The organism is Nocardia sp. NPDC058114, assembly GCF_042884695.1.
In the GTDB taxonomy this organism is placed as follows: domain Bacteria; phylum Actinomycetota; class Actinomycetes; order Mycobacteriales; family Mycobacteriaceae; genus Nocardia.
The window spans coordinates 146707-170615 of sequence record NZ_JBHVTK010000002.1; the positions used below are offsets into that span (position 1 = coordinate 146707).

Annotated in this window: 22 protein-coding genes; 8 read left to right on the plus strand and 14 right to left on the minus strand. The window is 66.7% G+C overall.

From position 1 onward, the window contains the following. Positions 1-14 precede the first annotated feature (14 nt). From ACFVVI_RS09235 to ACFVVI_RS09245, 3 genes are read right to left on the minus strand one after another with little or no spacing between them, the layout of a single operon-like run. Entirely contained in the window at positions 15-1709 is a 1695-nt protein-coding gene (locus ACFVVI_RS09235; protein ID WP_387444735.1) for a nitric oxide reductase activation protein NorD, read from the minus strand. Further along, entirely contained in the window at positions 1706-2521 is an 816-nt protein-coding gene (locus tag ACFVVI_RS09240) for a CbbQ/NirQ/NorQ/GpvN family protein (protein WP_387444737.1), read from the minus strand. The genes ACFVVI_RS09235 and ACFVVI_RS09240 overlap by 4 nt, the downstream gene beginning before the upstream one ends. A 1-nt stretch (position 2522) precedes the next feature. After that, a complete protein-coding gene (locus ACFVVI_RS09245; protein ID WP_378990178.1) occupies positions 2523-3647 on the minus strand; it encodes a spirocyclase AveC family protein in 1125 nt (374 codons plus the stop codon). 253 nt (positions 3648-3900) lie between these two features. On the opposite strand from ACFVVI_RS09245, the gene ACFVVI_RS09250 reads away from it, so the two are divergent. Continuing rightward, on the plus strand, positions 3901-4503 hold the full coding sequence (locus tag ACFVVI_RS09250) for a TetR/AcrR family transcriptional regulator (RefSeq protein ID WP_379297529.1): 603 nt from the start codon (positions 3901-3903) through the stop codon (positions 4501-4503). A 23-nt stretch (positions 4504-4526) separates the two neighbouring features. Here ACFVVI_RS09250 and ACFVVI_RS09255 read toward each other — a convergent pair whose 3' ends face one another. From ACFVVI_RS09255 to ACFVVI_RS09295, 9 genes are read right to left on the minus strand one after another with little or no spacing between them, the layout of a single operon-like run. After that, complete coding sequence (locus ACFVVI_RS09255) at positions 4527-6050, minus strand: aldehyde dehydrogenase (protein ID WP_387444740.1); 1524 nt, start codon at positions 6048-6050, stop codon at positions 4527-4529. A 55-nt stretch (positions 6051-6105) separates the two neighbouring features. After that, positions 6106-7350, minus strand: coding sequence for an amidohydrolase family protein (locus tag ACFVVI_RS09260; RefSeq protein ID WP_387444742.1), 1245 nt, complete (start codon positions 7348-7350; stop codon positions 6106-6108). Next, complete coding sequence (locus ACFVVI_RS09265) at positions 7347-7682, minus strand: hypothetical protein (protein WP_379317802.1); 336 nt, start codon at positions 7680-7682, stop codon at positions 7347-7349. Before ACFVVI_RS09265 ends, ACFVVI_RS09260 begins: the two co-directional genes overlap by 4 nt. Next, on the minus strand, positions 7679-8950 hold the full coding sequence (locus tag ACFVVI_RS09270; protein WP_387444744.1) for an aromatic ring-hydroxylating dioxygenase subunit alpha: 1272 nt from the start codon (positions 8948-8950) through the stop codon (positions 7679-7681). The genes ACFVVI_RS09265 and ACFVVI_RS09270 overlap by 4 nt, the downstream gene beginning before the upstream one ends. Positions 8951-8981: 31 nt before the next feature. Beyond that, entirely contained in the window at positions 8982-9821 is an 840-nt protein-coding gene (locus tag ACFVVI_RS09275; protein WP_387444746.1) for a TauD/TfdA dioxygenase family protein, read from the minus strand. A 19-nt stretch (positions 9822-9840) separates the two neighbouring features. Beyond that, a complete protein-coding gene (locus ACFVVI_RS09280) occupies positions 9841-10176 on the minus strand; it encodes a hypothetical protein (RefSeq protein ID WP_387444749.1) in 336 nt (111 codons plus the stop codon). Beyond that, entirely contained in the window at positions 10173-11480 is a 1308-nt protein-coding gene (locus ACFVVI_RS09285; protein ID WP_387444751.1) for an aromatic ring-hydroxylating dioxygenase subunit alpha, read from the minus strand. Before ACFVVI_RS09285 ends, ACFVVI_RS09280 begins: the two co-directional genes overlap by 4 nt. Then, on the minus strand, positions 11477-12064 hold the full coding sequence (locus ACFVVI_RS09290) for a carboxymuconolactone decarboxylase family protein (protein ID WP_387444753.1): 588 nt from the start codon (positions 12062-12064) through the stop codon (positions 11477-11479). Before ACFVVI_RS09290 ends, ACFVVI_RS09285 begins: the two co-directional genes overlap by 4 nt. Next, positions 12061-12852 (minus strand): SDR family NAD(P)-dependent oxidoreductase, encoded by a 792-nt coding sequence (locus tag ACFVVI_RS09295; RefSeq protein WP_378990166.1) that lies wholly within the window; start codon positions 12850-12852, stop codon positions 12061-12063. Before ACFVVI_RS09295 ends, ACFVVI_RS09290 begins: the two co-directional genes overlap by 4 nt. A 376-nt stretch (positions 12853-13228) precedes the next feature. Here ACFVVI_RS09295 and ACFVVI_RS09300 point away from each other — a divergent pair, with 376 nt between their 5' ends. The 4 genes from ACFVVI_RS09300 (at position 13229) to ACFVVI_RS09315 (ending at position 17712) form a co-directional block, all read left to right on the plus strand. Further along, positions 13229-13828 (plus strand): TetR/AcrR family transcriptional regulator, encoded by a 600-nt coding sequence (locus ACFVVI_RS09300; protein ID WP_378990165.1) that lies wholly within the window; start codon positions 13229-13231, stop codon positions 13826-13828. Positions 13829-14008: 180 nt separating this feature from the next. Beyond that, positions 14009-15460 carry an LVIVD repeat-containing protein gene (locus ACFVVI_RS09305; protein ID WP_387445367.1) on the plus strand — a complete coding sequence of 484 codons (1452 nt, stop codon included), beginning with the start codon at positions 14009-14011 and terminating at the stop codon, positions 15458-15460. Next, on the plus strand, positions 15457-16080 hold the full coding sequence (locus ACFVVI_RS09310) for a DUF305 domain-containing protein (protein WP_387444755.1): 624 nt from the start codon (positions 15457-15459) through the stop codon (positions 16078-16080). The genes ACFVVI_RS09305 and ACFVVI_RS09310 overlap by 4 nt, the downstream gene beginning before the upstream one ends. 36 nt (positions 16081-16116) lie before the next feature. After that, on the plus strand, positions 16117-17712 hold the full coding sequence (locus ACFVVI_RS09315; RefSeq protein WP_387444757.1) for a GMC oxidoreductase: 1596 nt from the start codon (positions 16117-16119) through the stop codon (positions 17710-17712). A gap of 66 nt (positions 17713-17778) precedes the next feature. Here the strand turns inward: ACFVVI_RS09315 and ACFVVI_RS09320 are convergent, their stop codons facing one another. Next, the gene (locus tag ACFVVI_RS09320; protein WP_387444759.1) at positions 17779-19071 is read right to left on the minus strand and encodes a PucR family transcriptional regulator; all 1293 of its coding nucleotides are present in this window, start codon (positions 19069-19071) and stop codon (positions 17779-17781) included. 448 nt (positions 19072-19519) lie between these two features. Here ACFVVI_RS09320 and ACFVVI_RS09325 point away from each other — a divergent pair, with 448 nt between their 5' ends. Next, entirely contained in the window at positions 19520-20077 is a 558-nt protein-coding gene (locus ACFVVI_RS09325; protein ID WP_378990161.1) for a TetR/AcrR family transcriptional regulator, read from the plus strand. Between the two features lie 166 nt (positions 20078-20243). Then, positions 20244-21560 (plus strand): lipase family protein, encoded by a 1317-nt coding sequence (locus tag ACFVVI_RS09330; protein WP_387444761.1) that lies wholly within the window; start codon positions 20244-20246, stop codon positions 21558-21560. An 87-nt stretch (positions 21561-21647) separates the two neighbouring features. On the opposite strand, the gene ACFVVI_RS09335 is transcribed toward ACFVVI_RS09330, so the two are convergent. Further along, the gene (locus ACFVVI_RS09335) at positions 21648-22256 is read right to left on the minus strand and encodes a TetR/AcrR family transcriptional regulator (RefSeq protein ID WP_387444764.1); all 609 of its coding nucleotides are present in this window, start codon (positions 22254-22256) and stop codon (positions 21648-21650) included. Between the two features lie 106 nt (positions 22257-22362). Here ACFVVI_RS09335 and ACFVVI_RS09340 point away from each other — a divergent pair, with 106 nt between their 5' ends. Continuing rightward, a complete protein-coding gene (locus ACFVVI_RS09340; RefSeq protein WP_387444766.1) occupies positions 22363-23904 on the plus strand; it encodes an MFS transporter in 1542 nt (513 codons plus the stop codon). Positions 23905-23909 lie beyond the last annotated feature (5 nt).

Below are 23909 nucleotides of genomic sequence, written 5' to 3' on the forward strand. Positions count from 1 at the left end.
ATGTCGACGTCGCGTCAGCCCGGTGTGGGCGCGGCGAGTTCGCGAAGGGAGGCCAGGAACAGTTCGTCCATGCGCGGGCTCAGTTCGCTCAGGGTGGCCGCGCCGGCATGACCGACGGAGCCGAAGACGCGTTCGAGGGCGTCGGCGGGCGTGGTGGCGCCGATGGACAGGCACAGGCAGGCCACGCCTTCGGCGCGCAGTTCCTCGAGCGCCTTCGCGGCGTCGGCCTCGGCGTAGCGGCCCTCGTAGCCGTCGTCGTAGGGGCAGCCGTCCGACAGCACCACCAACAGCCGATTCTGTGTTCCCGCTTCCTTTTTGAGAATCTCGCCCGCGCCACGGATCCCTGCCCCGAGACGGGTGTAGTTCGAGGGCGCGAGCTGATTGAGTCTGGCTCGACCGACAGCGCCGAAGCGCTGGTCGAAGGTCTTGATCGCCGGCAGGTACACCGCGTGGCGGCCCTCGGAGCGGAAGGCGTACACCGCGACGCGGTCACCGAGTTCTTCGAGCGTCACGGCCAGGGTGGCGGCCGCGCGCCGCTGGTGCTCGTGCACGGACAGGCCTTCGAGATCGGCGTCGGTGGACGAGCCGGAGGCGTCGAGCAGGATCATGACGCCGAGATTGCGTTCGAGCCTGCGGTGTTCGAGGTACACGTTCTCCGGCCGCGAGTAGCCCGAACGCAGATCGACGAAAAGGTCGATGAGCGCCTCGATATCGAGCTCGTCACCATCGGCTCGACCGCGCAGCACCTTCGGACCGAGCCCGACCCGAGCCAGCCGCCGCCGCAGCACGTCGTCTTCCGGTACGCGCGCTGCCGCGATATCGGTGGGTGCGGTCAGCGGGAAATCGACGACTCGGCACCAATCCGGTTTGTACCGGTTGTTGAACACGTCCCACTCGGGATGGAGCGCGCCGCCGATTCCGGCGGCAGCGCCCGGCTTGTCGGCGTCGGTGAACCTGATCCGGGTGGGCAGCGGCCGCGCTTCGGGCCCGACCATCCGCGCCCGCCGTACCGCGCTGACCGGTGCCTCGGTGCCGCCGGGCGAGTCACCGTCGGACCGCGAACTGCCCATGGCCTTGCGCAGGAATTCCATCGCCGACTTGCCGCTGAAGAGGGGATTCTCGAAGAGTTTGAGAATCTTGCTCTCCTCGGACTTCTCGACGCTGTCCTCGATCTCGTCATCGGCCTCGGGGATGTCGCTGAGGTCGAATTCCAGGCGCAGTTCGCGCTCGCTCGCTCGTCCGCCCGGGCCGGGATCCGAGGCCACCAACTGGGAGGGTTTGAGGGCGCCGAACCAGGCGGGTGGCTCCTCGACCGGCGTTTTCCCCTTGGCTGCCGCGAGCGAATCCGCGGCAGTCGTGGTCGCGGGGGTGCCGCGGAGCCCGACCTCGGTGACGAGCGGAAGCCGTTGGGCGAGTTCGGTGAGGACACGATGGCCTTCGAGAGCCAGATAGCGACGAGCCGCCGTCGGACGCCCGCGCAAGGACCGCACCAACGCCGGATCCAGGCTCCCGGCGCCGAGCAGCGCGCTCTGCACGAGCACTTCGCGCCGCTGCTCGGAATCAGTCGCACCGCCCGACACGAACACGATATGGCCGTTCGTGTACGGGATCCCGCCCGCCGGCAGCTCTGCTATACCCACAGACCTGCCGGCGAGATAGGTGGCCAGGAGCCTGAACCGCTCCGGCCCGTTCGGATCGTTGTCGATCATGGCCGGCCGAGGACGGCGTCGACGAGTTCGCCGAGGGCGGCGACGATATCCGCGTCATCCGAAAGCGCTTGCACCACAGCCGATTGCACGGCGGTACGCAGGGCCAATCCGCCCGCGACGAGGCCGCCGGCGAGGATCAGCATCCGGGTGGAGGACACCTCGCGCAGCGGCGAGTTGTCCAGGTTGCGGATGGCGCTGCCGACCGCGACCAGTGCCCGCGCGGTCTCGGCGTCGACCCCGGCTTCGTGGGCGATCACCTCGCGCTCGATCTCGGGCGGCGGGAAGCCGAGTTCGATCGCGACGAAGCGCTGCCGAGTCGACTCCTTGAGGTTCTTCAGCACGCTCTGATAGCCGGGGTTGTAGGAGATCACCAGCTGAAACCCGGGTGCCGCGGGCAAGGTCACGCCGAGCCGGTCGACCGGGAGTTCGCGGCGGTGATCGGCGAGCGGGTGGATCACCACGGTGGTGTCCTGGCGCGCCTCCACGACCTCGTCCAGATAGAAGATGGCACCCGAGCGCACCGCCCGCGTCAACGGCCCGTCCACCCAGACCGTTTCGCCGCCCTTGAGCAGGAAACGTCCGACCAGATCCGCCGAGGTCATGTCCTCGTGTCCGGCGACGGTGATCAGTTCGCGGCCGAGCTCGGCGGCCATGGTTTCCACGAAGCGGGTCTTTCCGCAGCCCGTGGGGCCCTTGAGCAGAAGCGGGAGCCCGCCGACGGCCGCCGCCCGGAAGACCTCGACCTCGTCGCCGACCGCCCGATAGAACGGTGCCCGCGGAACGTCGAGTACAGCGCTGGATCGACTGGTCATGTCAGTTTCCTTTGTCGGTGTCGGCGAAGGGAATGATCTTCGGCAATTCCGCACCGTCGGGCAGGATGAGTTTCCCGGTCGAATCTATGTAGCCGCTGTTGCGGAAAGGGACCGGCAGATCGGGATGCGGGCAGAGCCGGTCGGTGCCTTCACCGCAGATACCCATGTTGAAGTACGAGCGCTTCTGGATGTCCTCGGGCCAGGGATCGGTGTGCAGGGCGAAGAACTGCGCGGGCAGGTTGTAGCCCACGAAGAAGAAGGTGCTGACCGCCGCGAAGATCGCCAGAAAACGCGTGAACTGTTGTTTGACGAATCCGCCCTGGATCTGGTCCAGGCCGCGCTCGACGATGGTCCGGCCGCGGTCGTCGGTGAAATAGCGCAGCGAGCAGAGGCCGGCCTGAACGCCGCCCCACATGAGCCCCTCGTACAGCGGCCACTGGTAATAGGTGCCGGCATTGATCGACCATGCCTGGAGTGCACCGGGGTAGGTGAAAAGGCCCATCGGCATCAGGAAGAGACCTTCGATGACGAGATCGAAGAAGAATGTCCAGACGAGCAGCACACCGATCAGTGCACCGGTGCTGATATTCGGGAAGCGCTGCTTGGCCTTTCGCATCACCCAGCAGCCGAGAATCGTGCAGAGCAGCACGCCATAGGAATAGCCCGGTGCGTTCATCAGGATCGGCTCGGCCATCATGGCGCCCGGTTCGCCATAGGATTGCCAGCCCGGTACGTCCTGTACCCACGAGCCCCTGTTGAACATCCAGGTGTTGTAGGTACTCCACGTATTGAAGTAGTTGAGCAGGGGGTCCTGGAAGAACATCAGGCCGCAGGCCACGAACAGCATGCCGTCGAGCGTTATTCGCCGCTCACGCAGCCATGGCCGGATGATGAAGAAATACGCGCCGACCGGCAGGCCGAGCAGGATCACCGCGGTCCAGACGGTGAGAATCACCTTCATGAAAGTCGGCGGATCGCTCGGTCCGGTGGGGACGCGTTCGAAATTGGGTCCGGTGATCCAGCGCAGCCACACGTATATCTGGAGGGCGAGGATCAACCCGCCGAGGGTTGCCCAGATTTTCACCGCTTTGCTGGTGCCCTGAACTTTTGCGCCGAGGGCGGCCACGTTGCTGAGTGGCTCGGTGACGGTGGTTCCCTTTTTCGGCTCCGACGGTCCGCTCACAGCGCACCTCCTCGATGAATTGTGGTGGTCCGATGTGCGTCGATACGCTCGAAATTCGGAATGGAATCGGCGATGGCCGTGGAAGTCGATGGGGGAGTCATCGATCACGCTCCTGAAGTATCTGTACAACCTGAAATATACCACTGAGAATCTCAGATACTGAGGAGTTTCTTGGATTCGTGCCATAATCGTTCACATGGCTGAGCGGTGGACCAGGGATCGGAGACTCGAGCGCACCAGGGGGCTGCTCCTGGAGGCCGCCGAAGAAGTATTTGCCGAAAAGGGCTTCGCGGCGGCGACACTCGACGACATCGCCCATGCCGCCGGCTACACCAAGGGCGCGATCTACAAGCACTTCGCCACCAAGGAAGAACTGTTCCTGGGGGTGAACGATCGGTACATGCAGCGCTACTTCGATACCTTCACCGAGGTATTGGCGGCGGCGTCGAAGGTGGGAGCCGAGGAGCTGGACCGAGTCGGCGAGCTGTGGCGTCGGCTCGGCGCCGATCGCGGCACCGAGCACGCCGCGCTGGGGATGGAATTCACCCTGTATCTGCTGCGTAACCCCGAGGTCAGGGAACGGGTCGCCGCCCGGCGGGAAGAGACGGTGGAAGCCTTGGGGCAGTTCATCATCGAGAATCTGGACCGGCTGGGAGCGACGTCGCTGATTCCGCCGATGACGATGGCGAGGGTGCTCATCCACACGACGCCCTCCGTTGTGCTGGGCACCGAACTCGACAGCGTCGACCTCTACGGACCGATCCTCGAGATGTACATGTCCGCGATCAAGCTGCCCTGATCGCGAATTCCGGCCCCGGTCGCTCATGAGCTGCGGATCCCGCTCGGCGGGGCCATGGCTCGGGGGGAGAGGGTATTCGCCTGCGGCAGTGCGGAATTCGCCGGGGGGCGCATCGAGAGTGACACGGTGTCGAGGTAGCCCTCGAGGCCCTCGGCGCCGAACTCGCGGCCGATGCCGCTGTTCTTGACGCCGCCGAAAGGCGCCACCGGATCCATGCTGTAGGGCTCGTTGACGCCGACGGTGCCCGCGCGCACTCGGCGCGCAATCGCCGTGGCGCGCTCGAGATCGGGTGACCACACCGAACCCGAGAGCCCGTACTCGCTGTCATTGGCCAGGTTCAGGGCGTGTTCGTCGTCGGTGTAGGTGATCACGCTCAGGACCGGGCCGAAGATCTCCTCCTGGGCGATCCGCATGGCGTTGTCCACGTCGGCGAACAGGGTGGGCCGGACGTACCAGCCGCGCTCGATGCCCTCGGGCAGGTCGCTGCCGCCGACGAGGACGCGTGCTCCTTCGCGCTGTCCCAGGTCGATGTAGTCGCGTACGCGCTGCTGTTGACGCTGCGAGACCATCGGACCGACTCGGGTCGCGGGATCGAACGGGTCACCGACAGTGAGGTTTTCGATGGTATCCACCAACGCGTCGACGAATTCTTCGCGGCGGTGCGCGGGGACGAGGACTCGGGTCTGGGCGACGCAGGCCTGGCCGCTGTTCATCAGCCCGGCCACCATCATGCCGGTGGCCACGGCAGAGGGATCGGCGTCATCGAGCACCACTGCGGCTGATTTGCCGCCGAGTTCGAGGCTGACCTTGCGCAGTGCCGCGCCGCAGACCTCGGCGACTTGTTTACCCGCCCCGGTGGATCCGGTGAACGAGACCTTGTCCACGCCCGGGTGCGCGACCAGGTGCCGGCCGACTTCGCGCCCGGCGGGCAGGATGCTGACCACCCCTGGTGGCAACCCGACCTGATCGAGCAGTTCGGCCATGTGATGCGCGTCCAACGCCGTCTCCGGCGACGGCTTGAGCACCACCGTGCACCCGGCGAGCAGTGCGGGAATCAGCTTGCCCACCATCAGGAACATCGGCATGTTCCAGGGAATGATCGCGGCCACGACCCCGACGGGTTCGTGGCCGACGACCACGTCACGGCCGAGGAACCCGGCTCTGGTGTCGCGCCATCGGTAGGCGGCCGCGATGTCGGCGAAAGCGCTCATCATGATGCCGGGCAACTTGGCGTGCGCCGAGCGCGAGAAGGTGATCGGCGCACCCATTTCGGTGGTGATCAGCTGCGCGAGTTCGTCTTCGCGGGCGCGGTAGCACCGCACCAGCTCGCGGATGATCGCCACGCGCTCCTGCGGATCCGTGCGGGGCCACGGTCCGGTGTCGAACGCCGCGCGCGCGGCCGCGACCGCGCGATCGACATCGGCGGTCGTCGGGTCGGCGACCCGGGCGATGACCTGCTCGGTGTGCGGCGAGATCACCTCGACCGTCTGGTTGGTGGCTGGGTCGACCCAGCGACCGCCGATGTAGAGCTGCTGACGTGGCGACATTGCTACCTCGGATCTGATGCGCGTATTCGGACTGCGGTCGAACGGTTTTCGCTGATCAGGGCTTCTTGTAGACCCGGCCGTCCTTCATCACGAACCGAACGTCCTCGATGGTCGTGATGTCGGCGGTGGGGTCCCCGGGTACGGCGATGATGTCGGCCAGCAGCCCGGGCGCCAGCCGTCCTCGGTCGTCGACACCGATCAGTTCGGCGCTGACGATCGTCGCCGCGCGCAGCGCCTGCGCCGGTGTCATGCCGCGGTCGACCAGCGCCCAGAGCTCTTTGGCGTTGTGGCCGTGCGGAACCGCGGGCGCGTCGGTGCCGCAGGCGATCTTGACGCCGGCGCGGATGGCCTTGCGCAGGGTCTCGCGCGCCCGTGGGAAGACCTCGGCGGCCTTCTTCTGCAGCGCGGGTGCGGCTTTGGAGACATCGAGTCCTTCGGAGAGGTAGCTCGTGGGCACCAGGAAGGTGCCCTGCTCGACCATCAGCGCGATGGTGTCGTCCTCGGCGAGGGAGCCGTGCTCGATGCAGTCGACCCCGGCGCGCAAGCAGGCGCGGATGCCCGCGTCGCCGTGCGCGTGCGCGGCCACGTGCACCCCGGCCCGATGCGCCTCGTCGACGATCGCGGCCAGTTCCTCGTCGGAGTACTGCTGCGCTCCGGCGACGGTGCCGTGCGACATCACCCCGCCCGATGCCGAGATCTTGATGACCTCGGCGCCGTATTTGATCTGGTAGCGCACGGATTCGCGGACCTGCGGCACGCCGTTGGCGCGGCCCTCCTCCACGGTGATCGGCATGATGTGCGGGGCCAGACGCTGAAACATCGTCGGATCTAGGTGACCGCCGGTCGGGGTGATGGCGTGCCCGGCCGCGACGATGCGCGGGCCTTCGAGCCAGCCCTGTTCGATCGCGCGGTGCAGATCCACATCCAGTAGATAGCCGCCGGTCTTCACCATCAGGCCGAGGTTGCGGACGGTGGTGAAGCCGGCGTGCAGGGTGACGCGGGCGTTCACCGAGGCCCGCAGTGTCCGATAGACCGGATCGTCCTGCACACCGTGCATCGGGTTGGGCAATCCCGAGGGATTGTCGGGCCCGCCGATGAGCAGGTTGACCTCCATGTCCATCAATCCGGGCAGCAGCGTGAGCGCACCGAGATCGATGACTTGCGCGTCGGCGGGCACCTCGACCGGGTTGATCGCGGTGATCCGGTTGTCGTCGACGACGATCACCGCCGGCGTGTGCCGCTGCCCGGTCTCGACCTCGACCCAGGCAGCGGCCCGCAACACGATGGACCTGCCGCTCACAGGGCGGGCTCGATCACGCAGGTCAACGACGCCGACCCGGTGTCCGGGATGCGCGGCTGTCGCCACACCTCGATCGGAAACGACACCTGAATCATCGAATACAGCAGGTACATCAGGTTTTTGGCGTCCTCGGGCATGTCGTCGATCGAGAACTTGTCGCAGTAGGTGAGCGCGTCCTCGGCCCGTGCGGCGATCGCGTCGTAGAACCGCTGCATATCGGGCATCGTGGAGCCCAAGCGCTGGTCGTAGCGTTGGGTTTCGTCAGCCAGACACCATTTCTCGGCGAACTGCTCGAGATCGCCGAATTCGATCGGCAGTAGCTGCGCGCTCACCGCTTGGCCTCCGTACGCTCGCGCTGATAGTCGCCGACCCAGTCCGCGGCCACCTTGTGCAGGTGCCGGAGCAGGATCTCCTGGTCGTTGAGCTGGAATGTCGTCACCGCGCGCGACTCGAGCATGAGCTGGGTCGCTTCCAGCGTCGAAGAGTCCTGCAGCCCATATTCTTTGAAGGTGACCGCCGCCATTTCGCGGGCGACTCGATCGCGGGGGGTACGGGCGGGCGTGAAGTAGAGGTTGCCCTCGAAAATGTGGGTGTTGTGCGAGGTCGGCCAGTACTGGTAGGTGAGATACCAGCCGCCGGACCAGATGAGAATGGTGAAATTCGGCCACAGCTGGAACGAATCCAGCCCCCATGGGTCACAGCCCGCGGGGTTGAGCCCGGCCGGCATCGCACCGAGATCGGGCACGTCCCAGGGGCCGAACAGGCCGCTGCGGGTGATGTCCTCCATCGGTTTACGCATCGATGCGTCGAGTTCCCAGGTCACCACGCCGGAGGTGCTGACCAGCCGGTGCGGTCCGTCGAGCTGGTAGTGCGGTGCTTCGAATCCGGCCTGCTGGGCGGCCACGGAGAAATTGTCCGGCGTCTGCTTTCCGTGCAGAATCGGCGCGTGGTAGAACTCCTGGAACGCGTCCAGGTAGAGCTTCCAATTGGCGCCGACCTCGGCCTTGTAGGAATAGCGTTCGGTCAGTGCGTCGAACGGGTATCCCTCGAGACCGGTCACCATCGGGCCCAGGAATTCGCGCAGTGTCTGACGTGGTTGCGCGGCGAGATTGACGAAGATGAACCCCGACCAGACCTCACAGTGCACGCGCGCGAGCCCGAGGCTGTCCTTGTCCAGGTCGAAGAACTCGCTCTCCTGCTGCACGAAGGTCAGCGCGCCGTCGAGGCCGTAGCGCCAGCCGTGGTACTTGCAGGTGAACTGGCGGCAGGTGCCGGAGGTCTCCTCGCGGGGAAACTCGTTCCACACCAGCTTGTTTCCGCGATGCCGGCAGATGTTGTGGAAGGCGTTGACACTGCCGTCGCGATCGCGGACCAGGATGATCGAGGAGTGCGCGGCGTGGATTTCCTTGGTGAAATAGCTGCCGGTGCGTGGCAGCTGTTCGATGCGACCGACATTGAGCCAGGCGCGTTTGAAGATCGCGTCGCGCTCGAGTTCGAAGAACTCCGGCGAGATCGAGTCCTCGTAGGACATCGGCGCGGTGCCGAGTTCGGGGTAGTGTTGGGTCCAGCTACCCTCTGCGGGTTTGGGCCAACGAGCCATGATGTACTCCTGAAAAAGCGGTATCGGTGGGCTATTCGATCGGTTCTTCACCGAGCACCGTGGTGCGCAACATCTCTCGCGCGGAACCCGACGGGTAGGGCGCGGCGCGGTGGATGACACCGCGGTTGTCCCAGATCACCGTGTCCCCGACCGCCCAGGTGTGGCGGTAGACGCGGTCGGGTGCGGTGCAGCGGTTCAGCAGTCCGTCGAGCAGGGCCCGGCTCTCGTCGGCGGGCATTCCGACCACGTGATCGGTCGACGCGCCGAGAACCAGCGAGCGCCGTCCGGTTTTGTGTGTCCAGATCAGCGGGTGTTCCTTGATCGGACGTCGGCGCCACGCCACCAGCTGTTCGGGCGTCGGGTCCGCGTTCACCCCGCGCTGCGACGCCTCGAGCGAATGCACCACGCGCAAGGACCGCAGCGAGGTCTGTTCCGCGGCGGACAGGTCGTCGAAAGCCTTGTAGGTGCTGGCGAATTCGGTCTCACCGCCGACGGCGGCGACGGCCTTGGCGGTGAGCACGGTCGCCATCTGCGGGTACGCGTCGTCTTCGGGCGTGCAGCCGTCGATATGCCAGTCGAAGGTCGCGCGCAGGTAGCTCGCCGACGAGTTCTTGGTGGTGTCGAGGCTGACCCGATAGATGCCCTCCACCGGGTGGTGCCCGGGTGAGGTGTCCACCTGTCCGAGCGTGCGGCAGAACGCCACCTGGGTTTCGGGGTCCAGATGCAGGTCCCGGAAGACCAGCACTCCGTTCTCCTCGAGGGCCGACATCACGGTCGCGGCGACGCTGCTGTCGCTGAGCAATTGCTCGCGCCGAACGCCGATGACCTCGGCTCCGACGGCCTGGCCGAGTTTCTCGATGGTAATCGTCATGGTGGAGTTCCTTCGTGTCCTACGGCCAGGGAGCGCTGACGCGCGCGAGTTCGGCGTCGGCGCTGTCGACGGGCTTGGGTTGTTGGAAGATCTCGACGGCCATCGCGACCATGACCAGCGAATACACCAGGTGCAGCAGGTGTATCGCGTCCTCGGGCAATTCCTCGAGCGAGAACTTGTCGCAGTAGGAGAGGGCGTCCTCGACGCGCGGGAAGCACGCGTCGTAGAAGTCGATCAATTCCTGCATGGGACTGGCCAGGCGGCGGGCGTAGCGCTCGGCTTCGGTCTGCAGGCACCAGTCGACGGCGAACCGTTCGAGGTCGGCGAAGGCGGGCGGCAGCATGGTCGATGTCATCGCGCATCGGCCCCGGCGAGATCGTGCCGGTAGACGTCGACCCAGTCGGCGACGGCCTTGTGGAAGTGGCGCACCAGGATTTCCTGATCATTGACCGGGAAGTGGGTCAGGCCGGCGGTGCGATACGCCGATTCCAGCGCGGTCTGGGTGCCGGTGAGCATGCCCGCGTCCTGGAGCGCGAACTCCTTGAACACGACCGAGGCGACCTCGTGCTCGACCCTTTCGCGCACTGTGCGCGCGGGCTGAAAGCACAACATTCCCTCGAACCGATGGGAATTGTAGGAGGTCGGCCAATAGCGGTAAAGCAGATACCAGCCGCGGTAGATGAGGATCTCGATATTGGGGAAGATCTGGAAGTTGTCGATACCCCACGGCTCGATCCGGCCGGGATTCAAGCCCTTGGGCAGCTCGCCCAGCTCCGGCGACTCCCACGGGCCGACCAGGCCGCTACGGGTCACCCGTTCGATCGGATACATGAACTCCGGCGGCATCGTCCAGCGTCGCGCGCCGCCGGTGGAGACCATCCGGTGTGGGCCGTCGACCTGGAAATGCGCGCACTCGAAACCCTTGCCCGGGGTGCGCACCGCGCTGGGAACCTGCTGCGAGTGCAGTCCGGGCACGTGGTAGTACTCCTGGAACGCGTCGGCGAACAACTTCCAGTTACTCTGGTTGTCGGCGCTGAATTCGTACCATTCGGTCATCTTGTCGAATGGGTAGCCATCCAGATCGGTGATCATCGGGCCGAGGAATTCTCGCAGTGTCTGCCGGGGCGTGGCGTCGAGGTTGACGAAGATGAAGCCGGCCCACACGTCGCAGTGCACCGGACTCAGGCCGAGCAGCGATTTATCGAGGTCGAAGAACTCGTTCTCCTGCTGGACGAAGTTCAGTGACCCGTCGAGGCCGTAGCGCCAACCGTGATACTTGCAGGTGAACTGGCGGCATGTTCCCGAGGTCTCTTCTTTGGGAAATTCGTTCCAGACCAGCTTGTTTCCGCGATGGCGGCACACATTGTGAAACGCGTTGACGGCGCCGTCGCGGTCGCGCACCACGACAATCGACGCGCGCGCCACATCGAGTTCCTTGGTGAAGTAGGTCCCGGTCTTCGGCACTTGCTCTACCCGACCCACATTGAGCCAGGCGCGCTTGAAAATGGCCTCGCGCTCGAGTTCGAAGAATTCCGGCGACACCGAATCCTCGAACGACATCATCGACGTTCCGAGCTCGGGATAGTGCTGAGTCCAGGTGCCTTCGGGCGGTCTCGGCCATCGATGGGGCGCGGCCGGTTCGTGGACGACTTTGCTCATGATCGTTCCTCCTGTTCGGGGTCCGGTTGCAGGGCAACGCTGTTGAACACCATCGCCAGGCACAGATAGGAGCCGGCGACGAACAGCAGCTCGATCAGCTGCCGACTGTCGAAATGGAGTTCGAGCTGGGCCCAGACGGCGTCGTCGACGCGATGTCGATCCAGCAGTTGGTCGGTCATCGCCAGCAGTGCGCGCTGCACCGGCGACCACACCGGCGCCTGCGGTCCGTAGCGCACCGCCTCGATCTGCTCCGCGTCGACGCCGAGCGACGTGGCGATCCGAACATGCTGTGCCCATTCGTAATCCGACTCGCTGCGCCAGGCGACCCGCAGGATCACCAGTTCGCGCTCACGCGGGTCCACGGTGGGACGCTCGATCAGCAAGCCGTTGTAGGCCAGCCACGCACCGGCCAGTTCGGGGTGATGGGCCAGCACGCCGAGGACGCCCGGCATCGCCGGGGCATCGGGTGCTCCGGAGAGGTACCGATCGGCCGATTTCACGTGTCCGCGCAACATCGCGCGTGTCTTCTCATCCCACTCCCGGACCGGCAGGGGCACCAGTCGAGCAGCGGCGGACAGGCTCATATCACCGACCCGCCGTTCACGCCGAGGACCTGCCCGGTGATGTAGCCGGCTTGCTCCGAGCACAGGAAGACACACGCGGCGGCGATGTCCTCGCCGGTTCCCAAGTGCCCGACCGGGATCGCCGCGGCCATCACGGCGCTCGCGGGCAGATGGCCCGCCGCCTGCGACTGGCGCGACATGGGCGTATCGATGCCCGAGGGCGGAATCGTATTGACCGTGATACCGGCGGCGGCGTACTCGCGCGCCAAGGCCTTGGTCATCGCAAGGACAGCGCCTTTGGACGCGGTGTAGTGCACCATGCCCGGCGAGCCGCGCTGCGCACTCGACGACGAGATCGTCACGATACGACCCCATCCGGCCGCGACCATGTCCGGCACAACGGCTTGCGCGCAGTGGAACACCCCGTTCAGGTTCACGTCGACAACGCGGTTCCACGCCTGTGGCGTGATGTCGGTGAACGGCGCGAAATCGACGGAACCCGCACTGGTGACGAGGATTTCGATCGCGCCGAACTCGACCCGGACCTTGCCGATCGCCTCCCGGACCGCGTCGCGATCGGTGACATCGACCGCGCAGGCCATCGCCGTCGCGCCGGTCGCGCGCAACTGTTCGGCGACTCGCTGCGCGGCCGCGCCGTCCACGTCGAGGACCGCGACCCGATGTCCGGCAGCGGCGAACGCCACGCAGATCGACAGGCCCATACCGGAGGCGCCGCCGGTGACCACCGCAACCCGAGCTGGTGACCGGCCGCCTACCGCCGCCGAGGCCGTTGTGGCTGTGTTGCTCATATCCGTGTTCCTCTGCTCGTCGGCAAGGTGGGCCGTCGCCGGATCCCAGTGCGGGATGGCGCCGTGGTCGGCGCGGGGGAGGCACGTCCTCCAGGGATGGGGTGGGTCGCGATGGACCAGCCGTCGGTGGGCTGCAGGAATGGCCGAGAAGGCTCGTTCCTTTATTAATCGAGTGCTCAATTTGAGCGAGTGATTAAGATATACGTGACGGCGCTCACCACTGTCAAGAGTCCGATTCGTGAACCGGCCTTGTCAGCGATCGCGGCCCCGCACGGCCGTAAACTGGTGAACCCCACACCGCTGGGCGCTGTCTGACCATGAACCGCGATCCACGCGACAGACCACAGCGCCTGTCGCACGACAGACAGGTCTCCATGTGAAGCCCGAGCACAGCTCTGACGCCGAGAACTCCACATCCCGCTCCGCGCTGCTGGACGCGGCCGAGCGCATCATGCTGGAGGAGGGCTACGCCGCCGTCAGTTCCCGGCGTCTCGGTACCAGGGCCGGGGTGAATCCCGCGCTCGTCTACTACTACTTCGGCAACATGGACAACTTGTTCGTCGAACTGTTCCGGCGAGGAGCCGACCGTAGCTACGAACGTCAGCTACGGGCGCTGGAATCGGCCCAGCCGCTCTGGGCGCTGTGGGACTCCATTCACGACCAGTCGCACACCGCACTGACCATGGAATTCGTCGCGCTGGCAAACCACCGGAAGGCGATCCGGGCCGAGATCGCCGATTCCTCGCGCCGATTCCGCTCGCTTCAACTCGACGCCGTGGCCGAGATCCTCGCCGGCTACGGCGCGAGCGCGGCCGGCTACACGCCCGGCGCCCTGGTGTTGCTGATGTCGAGTATCTCCCGCTTCCTGCGGATGGAGGAAGCCTTCGACGTCGACACCGGCCACGCGGACGTCGTCGATCTCATCGAGTCGTTCCTGCGTGAAGTCGAGGGGGAGCGGCGCGACCGGGTGCGCTGAACCGATTCGCCGGATTCCGTTTCCCGGCGCTTCTCGAGTGGTACCGTCTGCGACCAGTAACACGGTTACTACTCGAGAAAGGCGCCTCTGATCGGGGCGACGACAGCACTCATGATCACTTTTTCTGCCCGTGCGCATCGGCGCGCCGGACTGATACTGGCCGCCGCGCTCCTGGTGTCGATGGGCGCGGTGACCGCGCATTCTGCGCCGCCCGCGACCCGCGCCGACTGCCTGCCCGGCTCGGCCCCTGAATCCGGGCTACAGGGTGACGTTCCCGCCGCCGACCGTGACAGCGGTCGTTCTCGGGACGGATTCCGGTGCAACATCCGGCTACTCGGTGCCGCGGGCGGCCGGGGCGGTGGCATCACCTCGGTGACCTTCGACCACTGCGCCTACGTCGGCACATTCTTTCCCGGTGACCTACTCGGACCCGACGCCGGCGTGCAGGTCATCGATGTACGCGACCCGGCCGCACCCGTGCACACCGCCACACTGACCGAGCCCGCGATGCTGGCGGGAACCTGGGAGAGTTTGAAGGTCAACAAGGCTCGCAAACTGCTGGTCGGCGCGGGCGTGCCCTTCCTGACCGGCGCGGGTCTGCTGTCGGTGTACGACATCAGCGACTGCGCGCATCCGCGCCTGCTCAACCCGGGCACCGGGACCGATCTGTCCTTGCCGCTGCCGATCACCGCTCATGAGGGCGGTTTCTCTCCGGACGGTCGCACCTATTGGAGCTCGGGTACAGCGCCCGGCCTGCTCAGCGCGGTCGACCTGACCGACCCGGCGAATCCGCGAGTGGTGTGGCAGGGCCTGCCCGGGCTGTCCATGCACGGGGTCGGCGTCTCCCCGGACGGCAACCGCCTCTACCTGGCGAACAACCTCGGCGGGATGAAGATCCTCGACATCAGCGCGGTCCAGCGGCGTGACCTCGCACCGCAGGTGCCCGAGCTCGCCGATCTGACCTGGTCGGACGGCTGGGCGACACAGCACACCGTTCCGGTGACATACGGGGGAGTGCCCCATGTGTTCGCCGTCGACGAAGCCGGGTCCGGTGGGGTGAAACTCATCGATGTCTCCGACGAGCGGCATCCGCGGATCTCCGGCTCGATCAAGCTCGAGATCAACCAGCCCGAACACCAGGACTCGCTGCTCGCTTCAGCCGGCGGTGGGTCGCTGTTCTCCTACGACGCGCACTACTGCGCGGCCGACCGGCCCGTCGATCCCACGGCATTGGCCTGCGGCTGGACCTCGTCGGGAATCCGCGTCTTCGACGTGCGTGATCCCGGAAAGGTCATCGAGATCGGTTATTTCAACCCGCCCGCCCGCACCGGAGAACATTTCGCGCTGTCGAACTCATCGCACGCGCTGGCCTCGATCATCGGTCTGCCGCTACTGTCGGCGCCCTCTGTCGCGCAGGCGATCCTGCGGGGCGAATTCGATCCGGAGCAGGCGCTGAGCGCACGGACCGGCGCGGCCGTCGGGGACCTGTCGACCGACTGGTGCTTCTCGCCGCCGGAATGGCGCGGAAATCAGCTCTGGACCACCTGCGCCGACAATGGATTTCTGGCGCTCGAACTCTCGCCGCAGGTCTACACCCCGCCGTCCGACCAGAACTCGACCACCGGATCATGATCAGGCGCAGCGGATTCCGCTTCGCCGCGTTCGGTGCGCTCGCCCTGCTGCTGCTCGCGATGGGCGCGGCGCTGCGGCCCGTGCTGCCCGCCGGCGCCACCGCACCGGCGGTTCTGAGCGAAACCGAGGTCGGTTTCGTTCAGGACATGGTGGCCCATCACGGCCAGGCACTGGTGCTCACCCAGCGGCTCGACGCCGACGCTGATCCGTTCGTCGTCGGTCTGGCCCGGCAGATCGCCGACAGTCAGCGCACCGAACTGGGCATGCTGCTCGGTTGGCTCCGCTTGGCCGGCGCGCCGGTTGTCAATCCGCGCCGGATGGCGTGGATGCCGGATGCCGAACAGTCACACCGGCATTCGGGCACCGAGACGGACCGGACGATGCCGGGGACTGCCTCGGCCGCCGAACTGGACGAGCTTTCCGTCGCGCGCGGAACACAGGCCGAGATCATTTTCCTGCGGCTGATGCGGCGCCATCACGCCGGTGGGGTCGAGATGGCCGCCGCGGCCGATGCGCTGCTCACCGGAGGCGAGGTCGACCGCTCGGCCCGCGAGATGGTGCGCACCCAGGGGCAGGAAATCGGGCTGATGTCCCTCCTACTGAACCGGCGCGGGGTCTGACCCGTGCCCGGACAACGACACGATGAAGGTACCGCTATGTCTACGATGACCCGCCGTTCCCTGTTCAGTGGTGCCGCCGCCGCGGGCTTGCTGCTCGCATCGTCGCGTGCCGCCGCCGCGGAGAACGGGCCAGCCGCCCGCACCGGTGGTGTCCCGCTGACCAGGGAGGAACGCAGGGTGGTGGTGATCGGCTCCGGCTTCGGCGGCGGCGTCACCGCGCTACGACTGGCCCAGGCCGGGGTGCCGGTGCTGATGCTCGAGCGCGGGAAGCGCTGGGTCACCGGGCCGAACGCGGAGACCTTCCCGCATGCCACCCAGCCCGACAAGCGGTTGCTCTGGCATCGCTCCAGTCCGACGCTGTTCGGTACGCCACTGCTGTTCGAGCCCTACACCGGACTGGTCGAAGCTGTCTCGGGCAGCGGGATGACGGCGCTGTGCGCGGCCGGTCTCGGTGGCGGATCACTGGTGTATCAGGGCATGTCGCTCCAGCCGACCCGCGAGGTGTTCGAAACGCACTTCCCGGCCGGGCTGAATTGGCAGCAGATGGACCAGGTGTACTACCCCCGCGTCGCGCGCATGCTCGGCCTCGCCACCGCGCCGGACGAGCTGGTCGACAGCGCGCCCTACGCGGCCGCACGGGTCTTCGCCGATCGGGTGCGCGGGGCCGGGATGCCGCTGTCGAAGATCCCGATGCCGATCGACTGGAACTACGCGCTGGCCGAATTGCGTGGGGAGATGAAACCGTCCTACACCAACGGCGACGGTGCGATGGGCGTGAACAACGGCGGCAAGAACACCGTCGACGTCACCTATGTCGCGGCCGCCGAGGCAACCGGGAAGGTGGAGGTGCAGACCCTGCACGAGGTCACCGACATCGAGCGGGCGCCCGACGGTCGCTGGGTGGTGCGGGTCGACCGTCTCGACACTGCGGGCGTTGTTCAGGAGAACAAGATCATCACCACGGGAACCCTGGTGCTCGCAGCGGGCAGCCTCAACACCACCCGCCTGCTGGTGCGGGCCGGCGCCACGGGCGCGATCCCGGATCTGCCGGACGAACTGGGCAAGGGCTGGGGCACCAATGCCGACCGCATCTATGTCTGGCGCGATCCGGCGGCGGGTTTCGGTACCGCGCAGGGCGGTCCGGTCGTCTACGGCAGCAAGAACTGGGACGATCCGCACTCGGCGTTCACGGTGATCCAGGCGTCGCTGCCGCCGCTGTCGATGGACGCGGGCAGCACCATGCTGGTCGGCTACGGCGTGAGCGAGAGCCGCGGCGAATTCGTCTACGACACGGGCTCGGATGTCGCGACACTGCGCTGGCCCTCCGACGGCGACCAGGCTATCCAGGTGGGCCACATCGACCCCGCCGTGCGGCGGATCGCGGGACCGGGCGCGCAGGTGCTCGACACCAACGCGGTCTTCCCGTCCACCTGGCACCCGCTCGGCGGCGCGAACATGGACAGCGTGTGCGATCTGGACGGTCGGGTGCGCGGTCAGCGCGGCCTCTACGTGCTCGACGGCGCCCTCATGCCCGGCAACACCGCGGCCTGCAACCCGTCCATGACCATCGCCGCGATCGCCGAACGCGCGGTGGATGTCCTGGTGCGCACCGATGTGGGTGCCGTGATCTGAGCAAGGGACGCGGACGAGAACGGGCGGGCGGTGTCGTATCGACCCGCCCGCCCGTCGTTCGCGAGGCTACGGCGCTGGAAGTAGTTGCTCGCCATAGACTTCGAGGCAGCGCAGCGCCAGCTCGAGGTGGACCCGTCGGCTCTCGATCGGATGACCCAACCGGCGCTCCGCCTGCTTGAGCCGGTACCGGACGGTATTGCCGTGCACGCCGAGCCGGCTCGCGGCCGCGTCGATATTGCCTCCGGCACAGAGGAATTCGAACACGGTGTCGCGGAGACGGGCGCCTTGCTCGCTTCGATCGGCCAGTTGCCCGAGTTCGCGTTCGATGAGCGCGCGCACGGACTCGATGTCTCCGTCGCCGGTGAGCAGGCAGACCAGGTCGATGTCCTGGTAGGCGGTGACCGCGCCGGAATTCTGTGCGCTGGTCGCGATCCGCTGAGCGGCACAGGCTTCCAGATGGCTTCGCCGAAAGCCCGCCACACCGGGGCGGGGGGTGCCGAGCGCGAGGTGAAGGTGTGCGCTCGGCGGCGGCGCCACCGCGGCGATGTCCGGGAGATGCGACGTCGCGATCCAGGCCCACAAACCGTGGACGCCGCTGCTGATCAGGAGCGGAGGGGGCGCCCCGAGTGCGCGCGCGATCTGGGCCGCGTAGTCACGCAGCAGACCGGTGGCGTATCGCGCCGGCACCTCGGGGTCGGTCCAGAGAACAAGCGCGACATGGACGTTGTCCATCGAGTGTGCGAGTTTGTCGGGCGAATCGGCCGGTGGTGCCGGTTCCCCGCGCAAGATGGCCTGCACGATCTCTATGCGCTGGGCATCGGAATTGCGGGTGTGGTGCTCACGCTCGTCCATGTAGGCGGCGACGATGCCGTCGAGGCAGGTATCGAGCCACAGGGTGCTGTGCTCCCAGAAGATGACCAGGACAGCCCCGCGCAGTTCGGGATCGGGGATCTGCTGGTGCAGCACCTGGGTGATGTATCGCCACAACCCCCGCTGCGCGGCGCGGTAGGTCTTGAGCAGCATGTCCACTCCGTAGCCGCGGCGGGCCACGGTCCGCGCGCCGTTCACTGCCTCGGCGGGTGGCCGCGCCTCGAACTGCGTGCGCCCGATCACCGCGAGGAAGCCCAACCAGTGGGCTCTGGTGGCCGCCCGGACTTCTCGATGGACTTCGACGTCGGCGAGGTAGTGCGGGAAGGTCTCCTGGATCGCGGAGTCGACGGCGGACAGGATCGGCTCGGACTCGGATCGCATCCGCAGTGCGAAAGCCGTGAGCCATTCGAAGGCCGGCGCCGTGTCCTCCGCGGACGCGGGCATCGGCTCGCGGACGTGGCGTTGCGTGCGCGGGATCGCCGTCTTCACCGCACGGTCAGGTGGTGGTCGCGCCGGGTCGGCCGCGCGCGGCGCCCGGATGTGCTGTCGGAGGGAGCGGAAGCCGGCATAGGTGCACCTTAGCGCAACCGGACTGTTGTGTCCGGATGTTTCCCGGTCCGCGATGGAAGGCGGGTAGAGATTGTGGGGGCGTACCAATCGCGCATTCGCGGTTGGAACGGCGGACAAATGTCTGACATTCGTTTGGTAAGGCAGGGCTTCGCTGCTAGATTCGAATAGGTCAACGCCGGGCCGCGTATGAATTCCGTACAGTGTGGTGCCGGAAGCTGTCTGGCGTCGGCTCAATTCTTCGAATTGTTGATTCAACAATTCTTCAGGTGATGGGCGCGCGTCGACGGGGCTCGGGCGCGCGCATCGACACCAGCGTCCGGCGCCGTTCGGTGCCGGACGGGATCGGCCGATGGGTAACGTTGGCTGGATGAGCTCGCCGCGCCGTACCAACAGGGGACCTGCTGCCGCCGCGGAGAATCGTCTCGCCCTGCTCGTCGCGGCGAAGGCCGCATTCGCCGAACACGGCCTGGACGTTCCGCTGAACCTGATCGCGCGTACGGCGGGCGTCGGTCAAGGCAGCCTGTACCGGCACTTTCCGAACCGAGAGGCGATCATCCTCGCGGTCTTCGAGGAGAATCTCGGCCAGCTGGAGTCGATGGTCGCCAATGTCGACTCGACGCTGGACGAGCTGCTGGCGGAGATCTTCGACCAAATCGTCGAGGTTGCTGTGCTGTTCGATCTGTTCCGTGTCGCGGACAGCAGCGACCCGCGCCTGGTGGGCATCATCGCCCGCCTGTACGCCTTGCTCGACGAGAAACTCGCCGACGACAGCCGTCGTGGCAGTGTGCGCCGGGGCGTCACCGCCGAGGAGATCTTCCTCGCCGTGGGAATGCTGGGTGCGCTGCTGAACAAGACGCCGGAATGTGAACGGGCATCGGTGGCGGGCAAATGCCGGGGCCTGTTGCTGCACGCCCTGTGTGACTAGAACTCGAGTACTTGACGGAGCGGGGCCATTTCGTCAACAATACGTTCCAGCAACCGGATACTCGTGTCCGGTTGTGGTCGGGAATTCGTGTCGATCCCGTACTCGGCCTCGTTCGAATGGCTGCTGGATTTCATCCGGTGGCGGTATCAGATTTCAGGGGAAATTCTTGAAGAATGCACGCTCGGTCGCCCCGATGATGTCGGCGATCGCCGCGCTGTCGGTCGCGTTCGCCTCGACCACAGTGTTCGCGCCACCGGTCTCTGCGGCATCGGACCCGTTCTACAGCTACCGCGACGACACGCCGCTGGCCGACCTCGCGCCCGGAGCTGTCCTCGACAGCCGGACCACGACTTATCACCTCGTCGGCATCCCCACGCCGATCACCGCGGTGCAATTGCTGTACCGGACCACCGATGCCCGGTATCGGCCGAGTGCCAACGTCACCTCGATCCTGATCCCGCCCGGTGGAGTGGATCCGACTCGGGCGGTCGCCTACCAGTCCTTCTATGACTCGCTCGACCCGGAGCACGGACCCTCACGCTCGATCGCCGGTGACGTCAGCTTCGGCGGTATGGTGTTGACCTCGGAGGCCACGGTGATCGCGGACCTCCTCGCGCGCGGCTACACGGTGATCATCGCCGATACCGAAGGGCAGCAAGCGAATTTCGCGGCGGGGCCCGAGTACGGCATGAACACACTCGACTCGATCCGCGCGGCGGTCCGTTCGGAGGCCACCGGGCTCACGGCGCAGACACGGATCGGTCTGGTCGGCTATTCCGGCGGCGCGATCGCGACCGACTGGGCCGCGGCGCTGGCGCCGGACTACGCCCCCGACGTGAACGCCGCGCTCGTCGGCGCGACCCAGGGCGGTCTGCTGGTCAATCCCGCGCACAACCTGCGCTACGTCAGCGGCAGCGTCGGCTGGTCCGGTGTCGCCGCGATGGCGGTCATCGGTGTCGCCCGCTCCTATGACCTCGATTTCTCGCCCTACCTGAGTGCGTACGGCGCGCAGGTCGTCGCCGCACTGCGGTCCGCGTCGATCGCCAACGTGCTGTTCCAGTATCCCGGCCTGTCGTGGCAGCAGATGGTCAAGCCCGAGTACGCCGACCCCAATAGTGTTGCGCCCCTGGTGGAAGCGGTCGAGAAGGTCAATCTCGCGAACGCGCCGACCCCGACCATCCCGCTCCACATCGCCCAGGGTGCCAACGGGGTCATGGAAGGTACGGACGGGAGCAAGCCGACGGTCGGCGCCGGTGACGGCGTCATGGTCGCCGGAGATGTCCGTAGCCTCGCCCGCCGGTACTGCGCGGACGGCAACCCCTTCGTCGAATACCGGCAATACGACGAGCTCAGCCACATCCCGACCTTGGCTGCGTGGAGTGTCGGCGCTGTCTCGTGGATCGATGCGCGCTTCGCCGGCGAGGCCGCTGGATCGAGTTGCGGCACGATTCCCGAGGGCAACTCGCTGACATCGGATCTGTGATGTCGTGCTGCCGGTCCGGCGATCGGCAGCACAGCCGGGTGGACTACGTCGACGGTGGTGCGAATGATGGTGGCGCGCAGGCGGGATTCAGGACGCCGGAGGAGTCTCGGCGCGCGCCGCGAGGAAGTCGTCGACGATCCGAGCGCAATCCTGCGGGGTCGATGCGCGTAGACCGATGAGCTTCGCGAAAACGAGTGGCCCGACCAATTGCGACAGTACGAAGTACGTGTCGAATTCGCCCAGTTGCCGGTGGGCCTCGGGGGTGTCGAGCACCTGGTCGAACGGCACCCGATAGTGGTCGATGATGCGCTGGCGCAGCGAGCTGACGGCCGCGTTGTCGGCGTTGTGGTCCGAGCCGGTCGCCAGCCACGCCAAGGTCGACACCTGCAGTGGCGTGTCTCGAATCGCCTCGGCCTGGCGTTCCAGTAGGGCTATGAGGCGCTCGCGCAGCGGGCCTTCGGGCGGGGTCTCCAGGGCCGACGGCAGCAGCCGTTCGATGGTGGCGGCGCGTAGCTGAATCGCGTTGTCGAAATGCCGGTACAGGGTGGTTCTGGCGACCTTGGACAACCTGGTCACGCCCTCGACGGTGACCGCTTCCACGCCGCCGTCCTGGAGGAGCGCGGAGGCCGCATCGAGTAGCCGGGCGCGTGAGCGCACCCGGCGTGGGTCGACCTCGGCGGCGTCAGTTCCGCTCATATCGTCCAGTATTCCTCTGCCGGTGGACCTTTCCCACGGTCTACCTCCCGTCAGATACTTATGCTACACATAGTAGCGAAGCGATACTGACAGTAGCGGAGGCCCGATGGTTCCCCCCGGACGCGACCGATTGTCCGCGGCCCAGCGTTGGCTGCTCACCTTGTCTTGTCTCGCGGTAGTTCTCGTCACCTCGTCGATGGCCGCGCTGTATACGGCGTTGCCGGAGATCGCGGCCGACACCGGGGCGAGCCAGGCCGAACTCACCTGGATTGTCGACGGCTACACGCTGGCGCTGGCCTGCCTCGTCCTGCCAGGGGGTGCGATCGGTGACAGGTACGGCAGGCGCGTCGTTCTCGTCACGGGGCTCGTCATCTTCTCGTTCGCTTCAGCGGCTCCCTTGTTGCTCGACAGCCCGACGTGGCTGATCGTCGCGCGGGTCGTGACAGGAGTCGGCGCGGCGCTGGTGATGCCGTCCACGCTGTCGTTGCTGACCGCCGGATTTCCGGAGGAACGGCGGAGCAGCGCGGTCGGATTGTGGGCCGGTGTCGCGGGGGTCGGCGCGATCCTCGGCATCCTCGGTTCGGGCGTTCTGATCGAAAACTGGTCTTGGGCTTCGATCTTCGCCGGGATGGCGGTCGCGGGCGCGATGCTCGCGGTGGCAGCCTTCACACTGCCCGAGTCGGTGGACACCTCGAGGTCCGCGATGGACCCGCTCGGTGCGGTCACCAGCGCCGTGGCGATCGGTGCGATCGTGGTCGCGGCGATCGAGGTGCCCGTACGCGGCTGGCTCGATCCGATAGTGATCGGCGCGACCGCTGTAGGGCTGACCGTGGCAACAGCTTTCGTCGCTATCGAACGACGGGTCGCGCACCCGTTGATCGATATCCGGCTCTTCGCGCACCGGGGCTTCGGCAGCGGCACCGCGATAGTGACGGTGCAGTTCCTGGTCACCTTCGGCCTGTTCATGCTGGTCGTGCAGTACTTTCAGCTGATTCTGGGCTACCGTCCGCTGATGTCGGCACTCGCGCTCGCTCCCATGGGCATCCCGATGGTGGTGATCTCCGTGATCGCGCCCAGGGTGGCGGAACGGGTTGGCCTGCGAATCCCCGCCTCTGCCGGTTTGCTGGCGATCGGGGTCGCGATGCTCATGATCGCGCAAGTAGATTCGCACACTTCCTATGGGGACCTCCTCGGCCCGTTGCTGCTGATGAGCGCGGGGATCGGTTTGTCCACCGCGCCGGCGACAGCGGCGATCGTCGACGGCACCCCCGTGCAGAAGCACGGTGTAGCCGCGGCGGTCAACGATGCCGCCCGTGAAATCGGTGCCGCCATCGGCATCGCGATCGCGGGCAGCGTGCTCGCGGCGGGTTACGGCGAGCGCATCGCCCCCGCCCTGCCCAGCCTCCCCGAGGCCGCGCGTGAACCGGTCGGTGACTCGCTCGCGGCCGCGCTCGAGGTGGTGGAGCGCGTGGGCCCGCCCGCGCAGCAGCTCGGCGATTTCGCGAAGTCCGCGTTCATCCACGGCATGCAGGAGTCCGCGACCGTGCTGGGATTCCTGACCATCGGGGCGGCCGTACTCATCGCCGTGTGGGCGCCGGGCAGACGCCGCACCGACAAGACCGCCGAAACCGTGGCCTCGCGCGGATAGGTCAC